The 17,501-nt window shown below is 68.2% G+C and carries 14 protein-coding genes; 10 read left to right on the top strand and 4 right to left on the bottom strand.

Features of this window, described 5'->3' with window-relative positions:
- The first annotated feature begins 53 nt into the window (after positions 1–53).
- The 3 genes from AS181_RS06850 to AS181_RS06840 all read left to right on the top strand — a co-directional run bounded on the left by AS181_RS06850 (position 54) and on the right by AS181_RS06840 (position 3,215).
- Positions 54–704, top strand: coding sequence for a vitamin K epoxide reductase family protein (locus AS181_RS06850; RefSeq protein ID WP_058250823.1), 651 nt, complete (start codon positions 54–56; stop codon positions 702–704).
- Between the two features lie 56 nt (positions 705–760).
- Complete coding sequence (locus tag AS181_RS06845) at positions 761–1,462, top strand: TetR/AcrR family transcriptional regulator (protein WP_058250822.1); 702 nt, start codon at positions 761–763, stop codon at positions 1,460–1,462.
- A 169-nt stretch (positions 1,463–1,631) separates the two neighbouring features.
- Positions 1,632–3,215, top strand: a complete 1,584-nt coding sequence (locus AS181_RS06840) for a cation:proton antiporter family protein (protein WP_058250821.1) — start codon at positions 1,632–1,634, stop codon at positions 3,213–3,215.
- A gap of 34 nt (positions 3,216–3,249) precedes the next feature.
- Here AS181_RS06840 and AS181_RS06835 read toward each other — a convergent pair whose 3' ends face one another.
- Positions 3,250–3,822 carry a GNAT family N-acetyltransferase gene (locus AS181_RS06835; RefSeq protein WP_058250820.1) on the bottom strand — a complete coding sequence of 191 codons (573 nt, stop codon included), beginning with the start codon at positions 3,820–3,822 and terminating at the stop codon, positions 3,250–3,252.
- Positions 3,823–3,924: 102 nt separating this feature from the next.
- Here AS181_RS06835 and mfd point away from each other — a divergent pair, with 102 nt between their 5' ends.
- Positions 3,925–7,503 (top strand): transcription-repair coupling factor, encoded by a 3,579-nt coding sequence (mfd, locus tag AS181_RS06830; RefSeq protein ID WP_058250819.1) that lies wholly within the window; start codon positions 3,925–3,927, stop codon positions 7,501–7,503.
- A gap of 139 nt (positions 7,504–7,642) precedes the next feature.
- Positions 7,643–8,551: a MazG family protein gene (locus tag AS181_RS06825; protein WP_058250818.1), complete on the top strand. Its 909-nt coding sequence runs from the start codon at positions 7,643–7,645 to the stop codon at positions 8,549–8,551.
- 94 nt (positions 8,552–8,645) lie between these two features.
- On the opposite strand, the gene AS181_RS06820 is transcribed toward AS181_RS06825, so the two are convergent.
- From AS181_RS06820 to AS181_RS06810, 3 genes are read right to left on the bottom strand one after another with little or no spacing between them, the layout of a single operon-like run.
- Positions 8,646–9,983 (bottom strand): amidohydrolase family protein, encoded by a 1,338-nt coding sequence (locus tag AS181_RS06820; RefSeq protein ID WP_058250817.1) that lies wholly within the window; start codon positions 9,981–9,983, stop codon positions 8,646–8,648.
- On the bottom strand, positions 9,980–10,993 hold the full coding sequence (locus AS181_RS06815) for an isopenicillin N synthase family dioxygenase (protein ID WP_058250816.1): 1,014 nt from the start codon (positions 10,991–10,993) through the stop codon (positions 9,980–9,982). Before AS181_RS06815 ends, AS181_RS06820 begins: the two co-directional genes overlap by 4 nt.
- A gap of 40 nt (positions 10,994–11,033) precedes the next feature.
- A complete protein-coding gene (locus AS181_RS06810; protein ID WP_058250815.1) occupies positions 11,034–12,215 on the bottom strand; it encodes a hypothetical protein in 1,182 nt (393 codons plus the stop codon).
- Positions 12,216–12,514: 299 nt separating this feature from the next.
- On the opposite strand from AS181_RS06810, the gene AS181_RS06805 reads away from it, so the two are divergent.
- From AS181_RS06805 to AS181_RS06785, 5 genes are all read left to right on the top strand, one after another.
- Positions 12,515–13,294 (top strand): ABC transporter ATP-binding protein, encoded by a 780-nt coding sequence (locus tag AS181_RS06805; RefSeq protein ID WP_058250814.1) that lies wholly within the window; start codon positions 12,515–12,517, stop codon positions 13,292–13,294.
- Positions 13,291–14,178 (top strand): ABC transporter permease, encoded by an 888-nt coding sequence (locus tag AS181_RS06800; RefSeq protein ID WP_078112125.1) that lies wholly within the window; start codon positions 13,291–13,293, stop codon positions 14,176–14,178. The genes AS181_RS06805 and AS181_RS06800 overlap by 4 nt, the downstream gene beginning before the upstream one ends.
- Positions 14,179–14,229: 51 nt before the next feature.
- Positions 14,230–15,261 carry an isopenicillin N synthase family dioxygenase gene (locus AS181_RS06795; RefSeq protein ID WP_058250813.1) on the top strand — a complete coding sequence of 344 codons (1,032 nt, stop codon included), beginning with the start codon at positions 14,230–14,232 and terminating at the stop codon, positions 15,259–15,261.
- 34 nt (positions 15,262–15,295) lie between these two features.
- On the top strand, positions 15,296–15,946 hold the full coding sequence (locus AS181_RS06790) for a GntR family transcriptional regulator (RefSeq protein WP_058250812.1): 651 nt from the start codon (positions 15,296–15,298) through the stop codon (positions 15,944–15,946).
- A 145-nt stretch (positions 15,947–16,091) separates the two neighbouring features.
- On the top strand, positions 16,092–17,498 hold the full coding sequence (locus tag AS181_RS06785; protein WP_058250811.1) for a sulfatase family protein: 1,407 nt from the start codon (positions 16,092–16,094) through the stop codon (positions 17,496–17,498).
- Positions 17,499–17,501 lie beyond the last annotated feature (3 nt).

The following is a 17,501-nucleotide window of genomic DNA, read 5'->3' as shown; positions in this document are numbered from 1 at the left end:
ACTTTCACGCGGCGTGGGTCGATCTCCGCTCGACGCGGTGCCATCCTGGATGGGTGAGTGAGACTGCGCTGACCAGCTCGGAGGTCGGACCCGACGACGATCGGGCCCACCTGGCCGAGGCCGTGCGTTCCTGGACGCGCATCGTCGCCTGGGTGCTGAGTGTCGGCGGGGCCATCGGCTTCGTCGCGGCGTTCGTGCTGACCGTGGAACGATTCGAACTGGCCGCCGACCCCGAGTACGTGCCGTCCTGCAACTTCAATCCGGTGCTGAGCTGCGGTTCGGTGATGGCGCAGCCGCAGGCGGCGCTCTTCGGTTTCCCCAACCCGCTGCTCGGGATCGCCGGTTTCGCGGTCGCGATCACCACCGGGATGGCCTTGCTGGCCGGGGCGCGCCTCGCCGGCTGGTACTGGGCGGGGCTACAGGTCGGGGTCACCGCGGCGATGGTCTTCATCGGGTGGCTGGTCTATTCGAGCCTCTATTCGATCGGGGCGCTGTGTCCCTACTGCATGGTCGTCTGGGCGGTCACACTGCCGATCTTCGTCCTGGTCAGCGTGCGCAACGCGCACGCGAGCGGGCTCACCTCGCGGTCCCGTGTCGCGCTCGCCCTGGCCCGCAACCACGCGCCCATCCTCGTCGCGGCGGTCGGCCTCGTGATCGTGCTGATCGCGGTGCGATTCTGGTCGTACTGGTCCAGCCTGTACTGAACCCGACCTCGCGCGACCGCTCGGAATCTCCCGAGATGCACCACTACGCTGGGCCCATGGCTATCGGGCGTCCATCGGAGGGTTCGGCGGAGGTGCAGCGCGCGCCGCGGGCGCGGATGACCGGCGCGCAACGGCGATTGCAGCTCATCGAGGTGGCGCGCGGACTGTTCGCCGAACGAGGTTTCGAGGGCACGTCGATCGAAGAGATCGCGCAGCGTGCCGGTGTCTCGAAACCGATCGTCTACGAGCACTTCGGCGGCAAAGAAGGTCTGTACGCGGTGGTCGTCGACCGTGAGATGGAGACCCTGCTGGAGATGGTGACCTCGTCGCTGTCGAAGAACCGCTCGCTCTATCGCATCCAGCAGGTCGCACTCGCGCTGCTGACGTACATGGAGGAGCGCACCGACGGCTTCCGCATCCTGGTCCGCGGCGACAGCACCGCGAGCACGGACGAGACGGCGACCTACTCGAGTCTCCTGAACGACGCGATCAGTCAGGTCGAGCACATCCTGGCCGGGGACTTCGAACGACGCGGCTTCGATCCCGCCCTCGCACCGCTCTACGCCCAGGCGCTCGTCGGGATGGTGTCGGTGACCGCGCAGTGGTGGCTCGACGTCCGCGAACCGTCGAAGGAGGTCGTGGCGGCGCACCTGGTCAACCTGTGCTGGAACGGGCTCACACGACTCGAACCCGATCCCGAACTCGTCGGGCCCGACTACGTCGAATCGCTCAAGCGGACGACCGTCGACGACGCCTGACCGGGGGCCGCTCGCGCCCCGGCCCACACCCGACCCGAGGTGCACGGCAGTGTGCCCCGACCGCGTCTATTGTTGATTCACTCTGCGTCCCCCGGTCGGAAGGATCAACCGATGTCGACCCCGTACGGCGCCGGTCGGCCAGCCGTGGCATCCCGCTGAGGCGCCGCGCGTGGAGACCGTTGGGATCTACCTGGTCGTCATCTTCGGATGCGGATTGCTCGCGCGTGTGGCCCGCCTGCCCACCCTCGTCGGCTACCTCGCCGCCGGGTTCATCCTGCACGCACCGGGAATCGACGAACTGCCGATCATCGACACGATGGCCGAACTGGGCGTCACGATCCTGCTGTTCACGATCGGGCTCAAGCTCGACGTGCGGATGCTGCTCCGGCGCGAGGTCGTCATCACCACGGCGGCGAACCTGCTCGTCATCCTCGGTCTCACAATGGGTTTCCTCGGCGTCCTGGGTGCCATCGGGGTGCGGCTGCTCGCCGGTGAGGGCTGGGAGACGGTGGCGCTGTTGGGATTTGCGCTGTCCTTCTCGAGCACGGTGTTCGTCGTCCAGGTACTCGACGAGCGGTCGGAGTCGCATTCCCTCTACGGCCGGATCGCCATCGGCGTCCTCGTGCTGCAGGACATCGTCGCCGTCGTCTATCTGACCGCCATGCAGGGCGAGCCGCCGAGCCCCTGGGCGCTGGCCCTGGTGTTGCTGATCCCCGGCGCGTGGATCGTCCGGCGGTTGTGGAACACCCTCGGCCACGGCGAGTTGCAGACGTTGTTCGGGATCGTCATGGCGCTCGTGCCCGGCTACTGGCTCTTCGAATCCGTCGGTGTCAAGGGCGATTTCGGAGCGATGATCATCGGCGTCCTCCTCGCTTCGCACCCGCGCGCGGGGGAGCTGTCGCGGACGTTGTTCGGTCTGCGTGAGCTGCTGTTGGTCGGTTTCTTCGTGTCGATCGGTCTGCACGTCACGCCGACGACCGAGACCGTGCTGCTCGGCTTGCTCCTGCTCATCCTGCTGCCGCTCGAGGGAGCGGTGTACACGCTGGTCCTCTCGCTGTTCGGCCTGCGTCGCCGGACGTCGATCCTCACCGGACTCGCCTTGGCCAACTTCTCGGAATTCGGGCTCATCGTGATCGCGACCGGTGTGGGGGCCGGCATCATCGGCGAGGACTGGCTGGTGGTGACATCGGTCGCGGTGGCGGGAAGCTTCGTGTTCTCCACCCTCGTCAACCGTCGCGGCACGGGCCTGGTGACCCGGCTCTCGGCGTTCGTCCCGACCACGGCCGCCGCCCGGGCGCACCCCGACGACGCGCCGATCGTCCTGGCACCGGCGCGCGTACTCGTCCTCGGGATGGGTCGCGTCGGCCACTCGGTCTACGACCGGCTGGTCGACGAATACGGCCTACCCGTGATCGGCGTGGAGAACGACCCGCTCAAGGCGAGCGAACTGGCCGAGCAGGGTGTCCGGGTACTCGACGCCGACGCCACCGAGACCGACTTCTGGGACCGGGCCGTCGGCGTCGGCGAGCTCGAACTGCTCGTCCTGGCCATGCCCTTCCACGGCTCGAATCTCGTCGCGCTCGAACGGATCGAGGAGCTCGGCGTCACCGGGACCATCGCCGTCGTCGCGCAGTACGACGACGAACGCGACGAGTTACTCCAGCGAGGGGCCGACGTGGCGTTCCACATCTACGAGGGCACCGGCGTCGGACTGGCCGACGCGGCCGCCGAGGCCGCGGGTCTGGAACGCTGAGCGACGGCTCACCCCGACCCGGTGGCCCGGCCGGTCAGGCGCCCGCGACGGGAGCATCGTCGCCGTTCCAGAGGTCCTTCTGCATGTAGACGCAGTCGATCCACTGCTCGGCCTTGTGACCGATGGCGCGCAGGCGACCCACCTCGTCGAATCCGAACCGCCGGTGCAGTGCGATCGAGCCCTCACCTCCGGTCGCGGCGATGACCGCGACGATCTGGCGGACGTTGTCCGGGTCGGCGCGGGCGAGCAGCGCGGACATCAACGCGGTGCCGATCCCGCGCCCCCCGTGACCGGGCCGCACGTAGATCGAGTCCTCGGTCGACAGGTCGTACGCGGGCATCGTCCGGAACGTCCCCAGGTAGGCGTATCCGACGACGTGCTCGACCCCGTCGTCGACCGCGCGGGCCACCACGAACGGCCGGCCCGCAGCGGTGATCGCGGCGTGCTTGGCATGCCACTGCGAGACCGACGGAACCAGGTAGTCGAAGGTCGCGACGGTGTGCTGCACGTAGTGCGCGTAGATGTCCGCGACGGCCTCGCAATCGTCGATCGTCGCGTCTGACACGCGGATCGGGGGCGAGGTCGCGCCGGAGGTGCGGTCGCTCATGCCGATGAGAGTAGGGCAGGGGCGCCGACGGCGAGAACTCCGTCGGGACGAGTCCGCCGACCGGGCAGGGCGGGTCGATCGGCGACCCATACAATCGACGGAGTGTCGACGCTGTCTGCCCTGTCCGGTCTGGCCACACTCGCGTGTGCGGACAAGTCCTTCCGCGAGGTGCACAAGCACCGCGACGAGCGCCGACTGGACATCACCGCGCCGGATGCCGCGCGCCCCTTCCTCGTCTCGTGCCTGGTCACCGATGCGCAGGCGCCGCTGTTGGTCGTGTCGGCCAACGGCCGCGAGGCCGACGATCTGACGGCCGAGCTGGGCGAACTCCTCGACGACGCCGGGGCCGTCGCACAGTTCCCGTCCTGGGAGACGCTGCCGCACGAGCGGCTCTCCCCGAGTGCGGACACCGTCGGACAGCGACTGGCCGTGCTGCACCGCCTGGCGAACCCCGGCGACACCCCGCTGCGGGTCGTCGTGACCACTGTTCGCTCGCTCGTCCAGCCGATGGCACCGGGCCTCGCCGACGTCGCCACGGTGACCCTGCGTGAGGGCATCGAGGTCGACTTCGACGCACTGCTGTCCCAGTTGGTCGAGATGGCCTACGAGCGCGTCGACATGGTCGGCCGACGCGGCGAGTTCGCGGTACGCGGCGGCATCCTCGACGTCTTTCCGACGACCGCCGATCATCCGGTGCGCGTGGAGTTCTGGGGCGACGAGATCACCGAGATGCGTGCGTTCTCGGTGGCCGACCAGCGCAGCCAGCCCGAGGTCGAGACCAGCGAGGTGCGGATTCACCCGTGCCGTGAACTGCTCCTGACCGAGAAGGTCCGTGCGCGGGCCGCCGATCTCGCGGCCGCCGATCCGGGCGACACGACCATGACCGAGATGTTGGGCAAACTCGCCGAGGGCATCCCGGTGGAGGGGATGGAGGCGCTGATCCCCGCGCTCGTCGACGGCGACATGCAGTTGCTGACCGAGGTGATCCCCGACGGCACCCGGGTCCTCATCCTCGACCCGGAGAAGGTGCGGACCCGGGCCTCGGATCTGTCGAAGACGGGTGCGGAATTCCTTGAGGCATCGTGGACGGCGGCGGCCATGGGCGCCTCGGCGCCGATCGACGGCCGGTCGTCGGAGAGCCTCGGCATCGATCTGCAGGCCAGCGCGTACCGGTCTCTCGACGAGGTGCGGAAGGCGACGCTCGCCGCGGGCCGGCCCTGGTGGACCCTGAGTCCACTCGCGACCGGCAGCGGTGACGAACTCGAACTGGACCTGGCTCCCGGCCCGGCGCCACGGGGCGACGACCGCGAGATCGCGGCGACGTTCGCGCAGTTGCGCGCCCACGTCTCCGACGGCAAGACGGCGGCGATCGTGGTGGCGGGCAAGGGCACCGCACAGCGTGTCGGCGAACGACTGTCCGACGCCGAGGTGCCCTACGTGCTCGCCGAACCCGGGCATCGGCCGCAGCCCGGCGAGGTGACCGTCTTCTGCGCGCCGCTGCGTGCCGGGATCGTCTGTCCCGACGCGGGTCTCGTGGTGGTCGCCGAGGCCGACCTCACCGGTACACGGGTCGCGAACGTCCGGGACGGCCGCCGGCTGCCGGCGAAGCGGCGCAACCAGGTCGACCCGCTCGCCCTGGCCGCCGGCGACCTGGTGGTGCACGACCAGCACGGCATCGGCCGGTTCGTCGAGATGATCGAGCGGACCGTCTCGGGTGCCCGGCGCGAGTACCTCGTCCTGGAGTACGCCTCGAGCAAACGCGGCCAGCCGGCCGATCGGTTGTATGTCCCGATGGATGCACTCGACCAGCTCTCGCGGTACGTCGGCGGCGAACAACCGTCGCTGTCGAAACTCGGCGGGTCGGACTGGCAGAACACGAAACGCAAGGCGCGCAAGGCTGTTCGCGAGATCGCCGGCGAGCTCGTACAACTCTATGCCGCCCGCCACGCAGCGCCCGGACATGCGTTCGGTCCCGACACCCCGTGGCAGCAGGAGATGGAAGACGCCTTCGACTTCACCGAGACCGTGGATCAGCTCACGGTCATCGCCGAGGTCAAGGCCGACATGGAACGTGCGGTGCCGATGGACCGCGTCGTCGTCGGCGACGTCGGTTACGGCAAGACCGAGATCGCCGTCCGTGCCGCCTTCAAGGCCGTCCAGGACGGCAAGCAGGTCGCGGTCCTGGTCCCGACGACGATTCTCGCGCAACAACATCTGCAGACCTTCACCGAACGGATGAGCGGCTTCCCGGTGCGCGTGCGCGGCCTGTCGCGTTTCACCGATGCCAAGGAGTCACGCGAGATCGCCGAGGCGATGTCGAAGGGCGAGGTCGACGTCGTCATCGGTACCCACCGACTGTTGCAGACCGGGATCGTATGGAAAGACCTCGGACTCGTGATCGTCGACGAGGAGCAGCGGTTCGGTGTGGAACACAAGGAACACATCAAGTCGCTGCGCACCCATGTCGACGTGCTGACGATGTCGGCCACCCCGATCCCGCGCACGCTGGAGATGTCGATGGCCGGGATCCGCGAGATGTCGACGATCCTGACCCCGCCCGAGGAACGGCACCCGGTGCTCACCTACGTCGGTGCCTACGCGCCCAAGCAGGTCGCCGCCGCCATCCGCCGCGAGCTGTTGCGTGACGGCCAGGTCTTCTACGTGCACAACCGGGTGTCGACCATCGACAAGATGGCCAAGGACATCGCGGCGATGGTCCCGGAGGCGAGAGTTGTTGTCGCACATGGTCAGATGGGCGAGGATCAGCTCGAGCGCACAGTGTCGGGATTCTGGAATCGTGAGTACGACGTGCTGGTCTGTACGACGATCATCGAGACCGGTCTGGACATCTCGAACGCCAACACCCTGATCGTCGACCGCGCCGAGAACCTCGGCCTCTCGCAGCTACATCAGCTGCGCGGTCGCGTCGGTCGCAGCCGCGAGCGTGGATACGCCTACCTGCTCTACAGCCCCGACCGGCCGCTGACCGAGACCGCCTACGACCGGCTGGCGACGATCGCGCAGAACAACGAGCTCGGCGCGGGAATGGCGGTGGCGCTGAAGGATCTCGAGTTGCGCGGCGCCGGAAACGTGTTGGGCGCCGAGCAGTCCGGGCACGTCGCGGGCGTCGGCTTCGATCTCTACGTCCGGCTGGTCGGCGAGGCGGTGGAGGCCTACCGCGCGGCCGCGGACGGTAAGCCCGTCGAATCCCGGGAGACGGGCGAGGTGCGCATCGACCTTCCCGTCGATGCGCACATCCCGGTCGAGTACGTCGATTCCGACCGCCTGCGTCTCGAGGCGTACCGCAAGCTCGCGTCGGCGACCGACGACGCCGCGGTCGACTCGGTCCTCGTCGAACTCAACGACCGCTACGGCCCACCGCCGGTGGAGACCACGCGGCTGGCATCCATCGCCCGGCTGCGCTTGCGATGCCGGGAGCGGGGGATCACCGAGATCGGTCTCGCCGGACAGGGAATGAAGATCTCGCCGCTGTCGCTGCTCGACAGCGAGCAGGTACGTCTTCGTCGCCTGTACTCGTCGGCCACCTACCGGGCGACGACGTCGGTGGTCACGCTGCCCATCCCGCGCACCGGAGGCGTGGGGTCGGCGCGCCTGCGCGACGACGAGCTGATCGAGTACCTGACGACTTTCCTCACCCAACTCCGGCCGGACCCTTCGTGACGCGCCCTCCGCAAGCTCCGGGCGCTCCTCAGGGAGCGGGGGTAGCGCGCCCTCCGCAAGCTCCGGGCGCTCCTCAGGGAGCGGGGGTAGCGCGCCCTCCGCAGGCTCCGGGCGCTCCTCAGGGAAGGGCGTACGACGAATGACGGTGGTGCTGCTGGACCCGGCACGGCCGGATCTGATCCCCATTCAGGCACGCTCATGTCTCGCCGGGCCGGTGCAGGTCACCGAGGACGTGCCCGCGGCGATGCTGTGGGAGTTCGACCACGTCGAACCCGTCTTCGACGACGCACCCGTTGATCCGGCATCGGTGCTCGTCAGTACCGATCCCGAACATCCGCTGGTGCAGGCGCGAATCGCGCGCGGGGAAGACGTCATCGCGGCGCAGACGGTTTCCGGCATGGCGCTTCTCGAGTCCGTGGCGTTGATGGACACATTGCGTCGGAACGGCCCGTGGGAGAGCACGCAGACGCACCACTCGTTGCGGCGTTACCTGCTCGAAGAGGTCTATGAGTTGCTCGACGCCATCGAGGCCGGTGACCCCGTGGAGCTCTGTGAGGAACTCGGCGACCTCCTGCTACAGGTGCTGTTCCACGCGCGCATCGCCGCCGACGACCCGGAGTCGCCGTTCGACATCGACGACGTCGCACGGAGTTTCACGTCGAAGGTGACCGGCCGGACCCCGGGCGTGCTGTCCGGCGCCCACTCGGATCTGGAGACCCAGATCCGGGAATGGGAGGAACGCAAGGCGGCCGAGAAGCGCCGCGGCTCGGTGTTCGACGGCGTCGCCACGACCCAGCCCGCTCTCGCCCTGGTGCAGAAGGTCCTCGAACGGCTCACCGCGGCCGGTTATCCCGTCGACACCATCCCCGCGGAGACCCTGACCGTCACGGTCGTCGCCGGCGGCGACAGCGTCGAGGCGCAGGCGCGGGACCGAGCGCTCGCGTTGATGGCCGACGTGCGCGCGGCAGAAGCGCGTGCGGCCGAGCGAGGCATCACCCTCGACTCGCCCGAGGCGTGGTCGGCCGTACTGGGCGAGAACCCGGCCTGATCATCAAGCGGCGCAGTTGTCGCGTTTCGTTGCGATCCGCGCAACGAAACGCGACCACTGTCGCGGGGTGTGGGGAGATGAACCGGATCGAGGCTCAGACGGACAGTGCGGCCAGCTGTTTCGTGAACCCCCCTTCGTCGATTCGCGTGTGGCGTCCGTCCGCGACGACGATCTCGCCACCCACCATCACCGTGTCGACGATGGACCGTGATCCGGTGGTGAGCAGCGACGCGCCGGGATCCCGGACGGGGAGGGTGGCGTAGTCGCGATCGAACCGCACCAGGGTGAGGTCCGCGGGCGACCCGACCGTCACGCCGCCGGTCACCGGCGACAGACCGAGCGCGGAGTTGGCGCCGCCGCAGGCGATGTCGAGCATCTGGGGGAACCCGAGCAGGTCCGCACGCCGGTGGACGGCACGTTGCAGGTAAGCGGCGATGCGCAGCGTCGCCAGCATGTCCTGGGTGTCGTTGCTGGCGGCGCCGTCCACGCCCAGCCCGACCGCCAGGCCGCGCTCCAGCATCGCCGGGATCGGGGCCACCCCGCTGCCGAGACGCATGTTCGACAATGGATTGTGCGACACCGCCACCTTCCGGGCGGCGAGGGTGCGCTGGCCGGCGTCGTCGAGCTCGACGCAGTGGACGGCGAGCACGCGGTCCCACAGGAAGCCGTTGCGGTCGAGGTGGTCGACGGCCCCGAAGCCGGTGTGCTGCCGGCACATCTGCTCGTCGGTGCCGGTCTCGAGCAGGTGGATGGAGACCGGCAGTCCACGTTCCTGCGCGAAGTCGCGGATCGTCCGCATCCCGGCGTCGGTGACCGAGCGCGGATTGGGTACCGCCAGGGCCATCGAGATCGCTGACCCGGCAACCTCGTTGCGGAGATGGTCGACGTGGTCGAGGACTTCGCCGAGGGGTTGCATCAGCCGCGGTTCGAACCCCCACTTGCGGCTCGGGTCGGTGCGGTCGGCGACCCCGCGGCCGAGGATCGCCCGGATTCCGGTGTCGCGCAGTGCCCGCACGACGGCGTCATGGATCTCGTGCGACGGGTGCGGCCACATGTGTTCGACCACGGTCGTCGTGCCCGATCGCAACAGTTCGAGGCAGGCCGAGACGGCGGCGAGGTAGGCCCGCTCGGGTGTGATCGCCACCGATTCCTCGCCCACGGCCAGCAACCATTCGAGCAACGGTGTGCATTCGGCGATTCCCCGCATGAGCGACTGCTGGAGGTGCGTGTGGGTGTTGACGAACCCGGGGATGACGTAACCGTTACCGGTTCCACCGCCCGGACGGGCGGTGGGTGCGATCGCGGTGACGATCCCGTCGACGACATGGACGTCGTGATGGGCTTTCCACTGCCCGGCCGTGTAGACGGTGACGTCGCGAAAGGCCGGGGCCGCCGCGGTGACGGCGGCCCCGGGCAATGATGTGTCGGTCACTTCGCGAAGTTCGCGGCGATGCGCTGGGCGAGGTAGTCGGCGGCGGTGATCGGCGGGTAGGTGCCGCCCGCGCTCTCGATCAGCACGTCGGAGTTCGCCTGGGCGAAAAACGCGAGCGTGTAGCGCGGACCGGTGTACTCGCCCCGTCGGGGAGCCCGGACCCGATGGAAGTTCGACGGCAGTCGGTCGTCGGACCAGCGCATCAGCATGTCGCCGATGTTGCAGGTGATGGCGTCGTCGGACGGCTCGACCGACGTCCAGGCCTGACCGTCGGCCTCGGCTCCCGGTAGCACCTGCAGGCCTCCCTGACCGGACCGCTGGAACAGCAGGGTCAGTGCGTCGAAGTCGGTGTGTGCGCCGGCGCGCCAACTGTTCTCGGAGTCGATCAGTTCGTCGGGGAACGCGTAGTAGTGCAGCAGCCGCAGGGTGCTCTGGTAGGTGTCCGCCGTCGGGTCGTGCGCCCGGGTGAAGAAGTCGCGGTCGAGACCCAGACGCTGGGCGAAACAGCTGAGCAGGGTCATGGCCACCGACCAGCACCGGTGCTCGAAATCCTCGATGGTGGAGCGGAATCCGGCGAGCTCGCGCTCACTCGGCCACAGTCCGTCCATGCGGGGCCGGGTGAACTGGTAGGACTCCTTCTGGTCCGGTGTGCCGATCGACGGGCGTACCTGGGTGCGGTACTCCCAGCCCGCGTTCTGGCCCTTCTTGAGCGGATACTGCTCCTTGATCGAACGGGGGAGCGCGAAGAACCGGGCGGACATCTCGAACGCGTGGTCCACCGCGGCCAGGTCGATGCCGTGGTCGATCACCTGGAAGAAGCCGATGTCGGTTGCGGCCGACCAGAGTTGGTCGGCGATCTCGTCGCGGCGGTTGTCCAGATCGGCCAGACTGATCCGGCGGATCTCGCGGTCGGTGGTCTCGGTTCCCAGCCCGCCCATCCGGCGTTCCCGGTCGAGCTCGGCCAGGCCGGCCGAGGCGGCCGGCGATGGGGGTGTGGTGGTCTCGGTCATCGTGTGTCTCTCTGTGGTCGGGGAAGACGTGGGCGTCGGGTCAGCGGATCTGTTCATCGATGAACTGGGTCGTGAACAGCTGGTCGGCGGGCAATGCGGCCGGCAGGTCGGCGCCTCCGCCGTTCAGGATCGGCACGAGGTCGTTGATCACGTTCTGCGCCTTCACCATGTCGTAGCTGCCGTAGACACCGTCCGCGCCCGGGGCGATGACCGCGCGATCCTTCAGCAAGCCCGCCGAGTACGCCGCCTCGCCGGCTGAATACGGGGTGAAGGAGACGTCCTGGGACACCCAGTCGACGATGGTGGCGTTGACCGCGTCGGGCGAGGCCACGTAGTCCTTACCGGTCTGCTGGATCATCGGGACCAGCTTCTCCAGACACGGCGACATCTCATCGACGTCACCGGCGCGGACCGAGACGTTCGACGCGTAGACGTCGTACCCGGCGTCCTTGACCATCGCGTAGGCGACCGGCTTGTTCCACGACGGGGTCTCGTTCTCGTAGGTGTAGGGCTCGGAGTTGGCGAACCCCTGCTGGGTGATCGACGGGTCGCCGACGAAACGTGCCGGGGCGCCGTCGTAACTGGTGTCGAGCTGATCCTGCTGCAGCAGCCCCTTCGCGACCAGCCACTGCGGGAAGATCTGATCCTTCGACACCACCACGCTGGCGTCGGATCGGCCGATGTCGGCGATCGTCTTCACGTCCGGGTGGGTTGCGGGGTCCCACATGATGATCGAGGGGTTGTACTGCAGCAGGGGCGTCACACCGACCACGCGTTGGTCCTTGGCGGCGGAGATCATCTGGTCGCCGTGGACGAGACCGAGGTGGATGGAGTCGTCGGAGTACATGGCCGAGGGCACCGACTGGAATCCGATGGCCGGGCCGCCGGCGCGCAGCGTGATGTCGACGCCGGTGTCCATGCCGTCGAAGACGAGCGGCCCGGAGACCGACTTGTTGTCGGTGTCGACGGTGTACCCGGGTCCGAGAAGTCCGATGACCCCGGCCATGTCCGACTGCGGTTGCCACTGCAGTTGAACCACCACGTTGTCGGGGCAGGTTCCGGCGAGGGTGGATTCGGCCGGCGCCGAGGGGAGGCTCGACGACGCGGTGTCGTCGGACCCGGAACTCGAGCAGCCGGCGAGAACCGCTGCGCAGATCGTCGCCGCCGTGGCGGCCACGGCCAGACGCGACGTGCGGAGGCGGGACGGTGGGTGAGGGGTCATGGGATCTCCTGGACTGATGCCGTTCATTCGCGACACATTCGCGATCTACATGTGAAAGCTAGGTGGACGTTCAGGATTGCGCCAGCCGAGAACGGTGGTGTCTCGAACGTGTCGAATTCGGCCGTAGATGTGCATTGAACTGGACTTATGGGTCGAAATGCGCGATGTGAGGGGCCCGGTCCGCCGCGGCTGGTGACGCAGTGTTTACACGCGGTCATCAACCTGAAATACATGTAACCAATCATCTAGTTGCAGTAAGAGTGCAACAGTTACATGTAGACAGCACAGGGGAAGGCCGGATGGAACTCTACGACACGGTGAGGGATGTGGATGCGCGTCATCTCACCAAAGATGTGGTCGCGTCCGTCTCCGGGGTGACGAAGCGATTCGAGTCCGGGACCCAGGCGCTGGACCGGGTGGACCTCGACGTGCGCGCCGGCGACTTCATGGCCGTCGTCGGACCGTCGGGTTGTGGTAAGTCGACCCTGCTCCGGATGGCCGCCGGTCTCGAGAAGCCCACGGAGGGAAGCGTGGCACTGTCCACGGAGTCGGTCGGGTTCATCTTCCAGGAACCGACCCTCCTCGCCTGGCGCAGTGTGCGGGGCAATGTCGAACTCTGCGCCGAGATCGCCCGGCTGCCGCGGGGTGAACGACGACGCCGGGCGCAGGCCGCCATCGACGCGGTCGGTCTCACCGGGTTCGAGTCGCAATTGCCGCGCATGCTGTCCGGTGGCATGAAGATGCGTGCCTCGCTGGCCCGCGCGTTGACCTCCGAGCCCGAATTGTTGCTCCTCGACGAGCCTTTCGGCGCTCTCGACGAGATGACCCGGCTCGACATGCAATCCGAGCTGCAACGGCTCTACGCCGAACGCCGGTTCACCGCGATGTTCATCACGCATTCGGTGTCCGAAGCGGTCTTCCTCGCCAACCGGGTGATCGTGATGTCCGCACGCCCCGGGCGGATCGTCGCCGACATCGGCATCGACTTCGCTCACCCACGCCACCCGGATCTGCGCTACGACAGCCGTTTCACCGACCACGTCGCCGAGATCTCCGAGACCCTCCGAGGTGCACGATGACCACCGCCGCCCGATCTCGTCCCGCCGCCGGCGAGCACCACGGACCGGTCTCCGCGCCGCAGCCCGAACCCTCACGCGGCGAACGGTCGTCGCGGAAGAGTGGCGCCCGCCGTGTCACGGCAGCCGTGCTGAGGTACGGAGCACCCCCGGTCCTCTCCCTCGCCGTGGGAATCGCCGCCTGGTACGCGGTCAGCTATCTCATCCTCACTCCGGAACGGCGTTTCCTGCTCCCGCCGCCACACAGCGTGCTGACCGAGTCGCTGCTGGACCCGGACAGCGTCGGCCCCATGCTCGACGCCCTGTGGGTCACCGCGAAGGTCTGTCTCGTGGGTTTCGCCTTCGCCGCGCTGATCGGGGTCGCCATCGGCGTCCTGATGAGCCGGGGGTCCTTCCTCGAACGTGCGATCTACCCCTGGGCCGTTGTGCTGCAGGTGATCCCGGTGCTCGCGATCGTTCCGCTGATCGGACTCTGGTTCGGCTACGGGATGGTCGCCCGCACGATCGTGTGCGTGATCATCGCGATCTTCCCCATCATCGCCAACACGCATTTCGGGCTCGTCTCGGTCGACAAGTCCTCACAGGAGCTGTTCACCCTGTCGAAGGCCTCACCGGTGCAACGCCTGCTGATGCTCGAGTTCCCGTCGGCGCTCCCGTCGATGATGACCGGCTTCCGGACGGCCTCGGGGCTGGTCGTGGTGGGCGCCATCATCGGTGACATGTTCTTCGCCAAGGGCGAACCCGGTATCGGGACCCTGCTCGACATCTACCGGGCTCGCCTGCAGTCCGACGACCTCATCGCGGCGATCGTCCTGGCCTCGGTGTTCGGCATCCTCGTCTTCGGCGCCTTCAGCATTCTCAACGCAGCCGTGAACCGTCGTCGCTGAGGCCATCTCCGCGCTCGCAACCACCTCGACCCGAACCCATCCGGAGGATTCATGTTCACCGTTCCCACCATCGACATCTCGCCCTACCTCGACCCGGAGAGCTCGGCCGCGGCCCGCGACGGCGTGGCGCGCGCCCTCGACGACGCCTGCAGCGCAGTCGGTTTCGTCCAGATCGTCGGTCACGGCATCGCACCGGCCGTCATCGATGCCCTGACCGCGGCGCTCGACGAGTTCTACGCGCTGCCCCTCGAGGTGAAGAAGCAATACGCCCGCCCGGGGCAGAATCGTGGCTACAGCCCGCCGAAAAGTGAGTCGCTGAGCATGAGTCTGGGTGTGGCCGCGGCGAATCAGATGAACGACTTCTACGAGGCGTTCACCGTCGGCTCGGAGGGTTCCTGGTTCCCGGGCCTCGACCTGCCGGCGTCCAGCTACCCGACGAACACGTGGCCGGACGCGGCGCCGGGATTCCGCCCGGCCGTCGAATCCTGGTTCGACGCGGCGCGGGGCCTCTCACGAGTTCTGCTCACCGCCTTCACCGATGCGCTCGGTCTGCCGCCCGGGTACTTCGACGGGATGACCGATCACTCCATCGACGCGCTGAAGCTCAACAACTACACCCTCCCCGAAGGCGAGATCGAACTCGCCGGGGAGCTGACCGGGATGGGTGCGCACACCGACTTCGGCATCCTCACCGTGCTCTGGGCCGACCAGGTGCCCGGGCTCCAGGTGCTCGATCACGAGGGGCGGTGGCACGACGTGGCACCCGCCGACGGCGCGCTGCTGGTCAACCTCGGCGACGCCATGGCGCGGTGGACGAACGACCGGTGGCGATCGACTGTCCACCGCGTCGACCCGCCCGTCGTCGACGGCCGGATCCTGCGTCGTCGATCGGCAGCGTTCTTCTTCGACGGCAACGCCGATGCCGTCATCGAGACGCTGCCCGGGTGCGCGCGTACCGACCACCCGGGATATCCGCCGATCACCGTCGCCGAGAACATCGATGCGAAGCTCGCCGGGATGAAGAGCGGAATCGCACCCGTCGGCGCCGAGCGCGAGGCGCAGCGCGTGATGGCCGCGGGATGAGGTCGGGGCATCGGCCTTCTACGCTGGGACGATCATGACGGGAAACGGAGACGACGGCGCGCTGCTCATGCAGTCGGTCCTGCGCCGGATACGCGACGAGATCTTCGACGGCACGCTCGAACCCGGTGCGTCGCTCTCGGTTCCCGGTCTGGCCGCCCGACTGGACGTGTCCCGCAGCCCGGTGCGCGAGGCGGTCCAACAACTCGTCATGGACGGGCTGGCGGTCTACACGCCTCGTGTCGGTGCGAAGGTGGCTGTCCTCGACGACGAGATGCTGCGGCACGTCTTCGAGGTCCGCGAGGTCCTCGACGGACTCGCCGCGCGCCAGGCCACCATCCGGGTGACCCGTGCCGAGCTGACCGGGCTCTGGGATCGGGTTCGTGAGCAGGAACGTCTGCTGGAGACCGAGCCCGATCACCGACGCGACGCCGAACTCGATCTCGACTTCCACACCGCGGTCCGGTCGCTGTCGGGAAACGCCCCGCTGTGCGACGCACTGCTGAAGCTCGACACCCAGTCACATCTCTACCGATCCGACATGTGGTCGCACGAGGACAACCGTCGGCACGCCGTGACCGAGCACCGCCGGATAGTCGCGGCACTGGAGGTCGGTGACGCCGACGAAGCGGACCGGGCCGCGCGCGCCCACGCCGCCGGCGTGCTCGTCCGGCTGCTCCGTACCTGATCCGGTGCGCGATCGCCGTGACCCCGGCCACCGGACTTTCGCTCACGCTGATTTGATCTGGTCAGGCGGTGCGGCGGCGGGAGAGAGCGCATCCGCCGCCCCGGGTGGGCCCCGGCAGGGGAATCGTCTGCGCCATCATGGGTGAATGGTCTCTTCACCCGATGCCGCGCGCCGCGACAACGTGATCCTGGTGCACTGGCACGATCTCGGTCGCCATCTGCGGTGTTACGGCGCCGATGGCGTCGAGAGTCCCGTCCTCGACGACCTCGCGGCCGCCGGCATCCGGTTCGCCGACGCACACGCCACGGCGCCGCTGTGCTCACCGGCCCGCGGTTCCCTGTTCACCGGGCGCTATCCGCACGGCAACGGGCTCGTCGGCCTGGCCCACCACGGGTTCGAGTACTTCCCGGACGTGCAGACCCTGCCGGCTCTCCTCGCGGGTGCGGGCTACCGCTCGGCACTCTTCGGGATGCAGCACGAGAGCGCGGACCCCGGCCGGCTCGGTTTCGACTCGGTGGACGTGTCCGACTCGCGCTGCGACTACGTGGTGGACCGGTCTCAGGACTGGTTGCGACGACATGCGCACGACGATCGGCCGTTCTTCCTGACGGCGGGCTTCTTCGAAACGCATCGGCCCTACCCGGTCGACGAGTACAAGCCGGCGGACACCAGCACGATCGCGGTGCCCGGGTTCCTGCCGGACACCGACGACGTGCGCGACGATCTGGCGGGTCTGCACGGCTCGATCACGAAGGCCGACTCGGCCGTGGGCCGGCTCCTCGACACCGTCGCCGAACTCGGTCTCGACGACTCCACCTGGATCGTGTTCGTCACCGATCACGGTCTGGCGTTCCCACGGGCGAAATCGACGCTGTACGCAGAGGGCACCGGGATCGCATTGATCATGCGCCCGCCGTCGCGGCTGGGGATCACGCCGACGGTCTACGACGATCTGTTCTCGGGGGTTGATCTCACGCCGACGCTGCTCGACCTGGTGGGTGTCGACATCCCGGACACGGTCGACGGTGACTCGCACGCCCCCGCGCTGGTGGGAACCGAATGCACGGCCGTTCGCACCGAGGTGTTCACCGAAAAGACCTACCACGATGCCTTCGATCCGATCCGGGCCGTGCGCACCAAGGACTTCAGCTACATCGAGAACTACGCGGCGCGGCCGGCGTTGTTGCTCCCGCTCGACATCGCCGACAGTTTGTCGGCGCGGTCGCTGGATCGGCAAGAGGTGCAACAGGATCGGTTGCGGGTCGAGCTCTACGACCTGCGTTCCGATCCGCATGAGCGCAACAACCTCGCCGACGACCCGTCGTATGCGCATGTCCGGGACGAGCTCGCGCGGGCGTTGGCCGACTGGCGCGAGCGCACCCATGACGACTTGCCCGATGAAGCGGCCGGCACGGCGACGGCGGAGGCCTTCATGGACGCATTCCACGCCAAGGCGGCGCAGGTCGAGGCCGAGGAGGAGGCATTGCCGTCCCGGCGTCCGCTGGGTGCCCGTCGCGAGTTGGCCGGGGACATCACATCGGGCGAGCGCTGAGGG

Source organism: Gordonia sp. SGD-V-85, assembly GCF_001456905.1.
Lineage (GTDB): Bacteria > Actinomycetota > Actinomycetes > Mycobacteriales > Mycobacteriaceae > Gordonia > Gordonia hongkongensis.
Note: the sequence above shows the minus strand (reverse complement) of the source record. Positions and strands in the feature narration are given on the sequence as shown.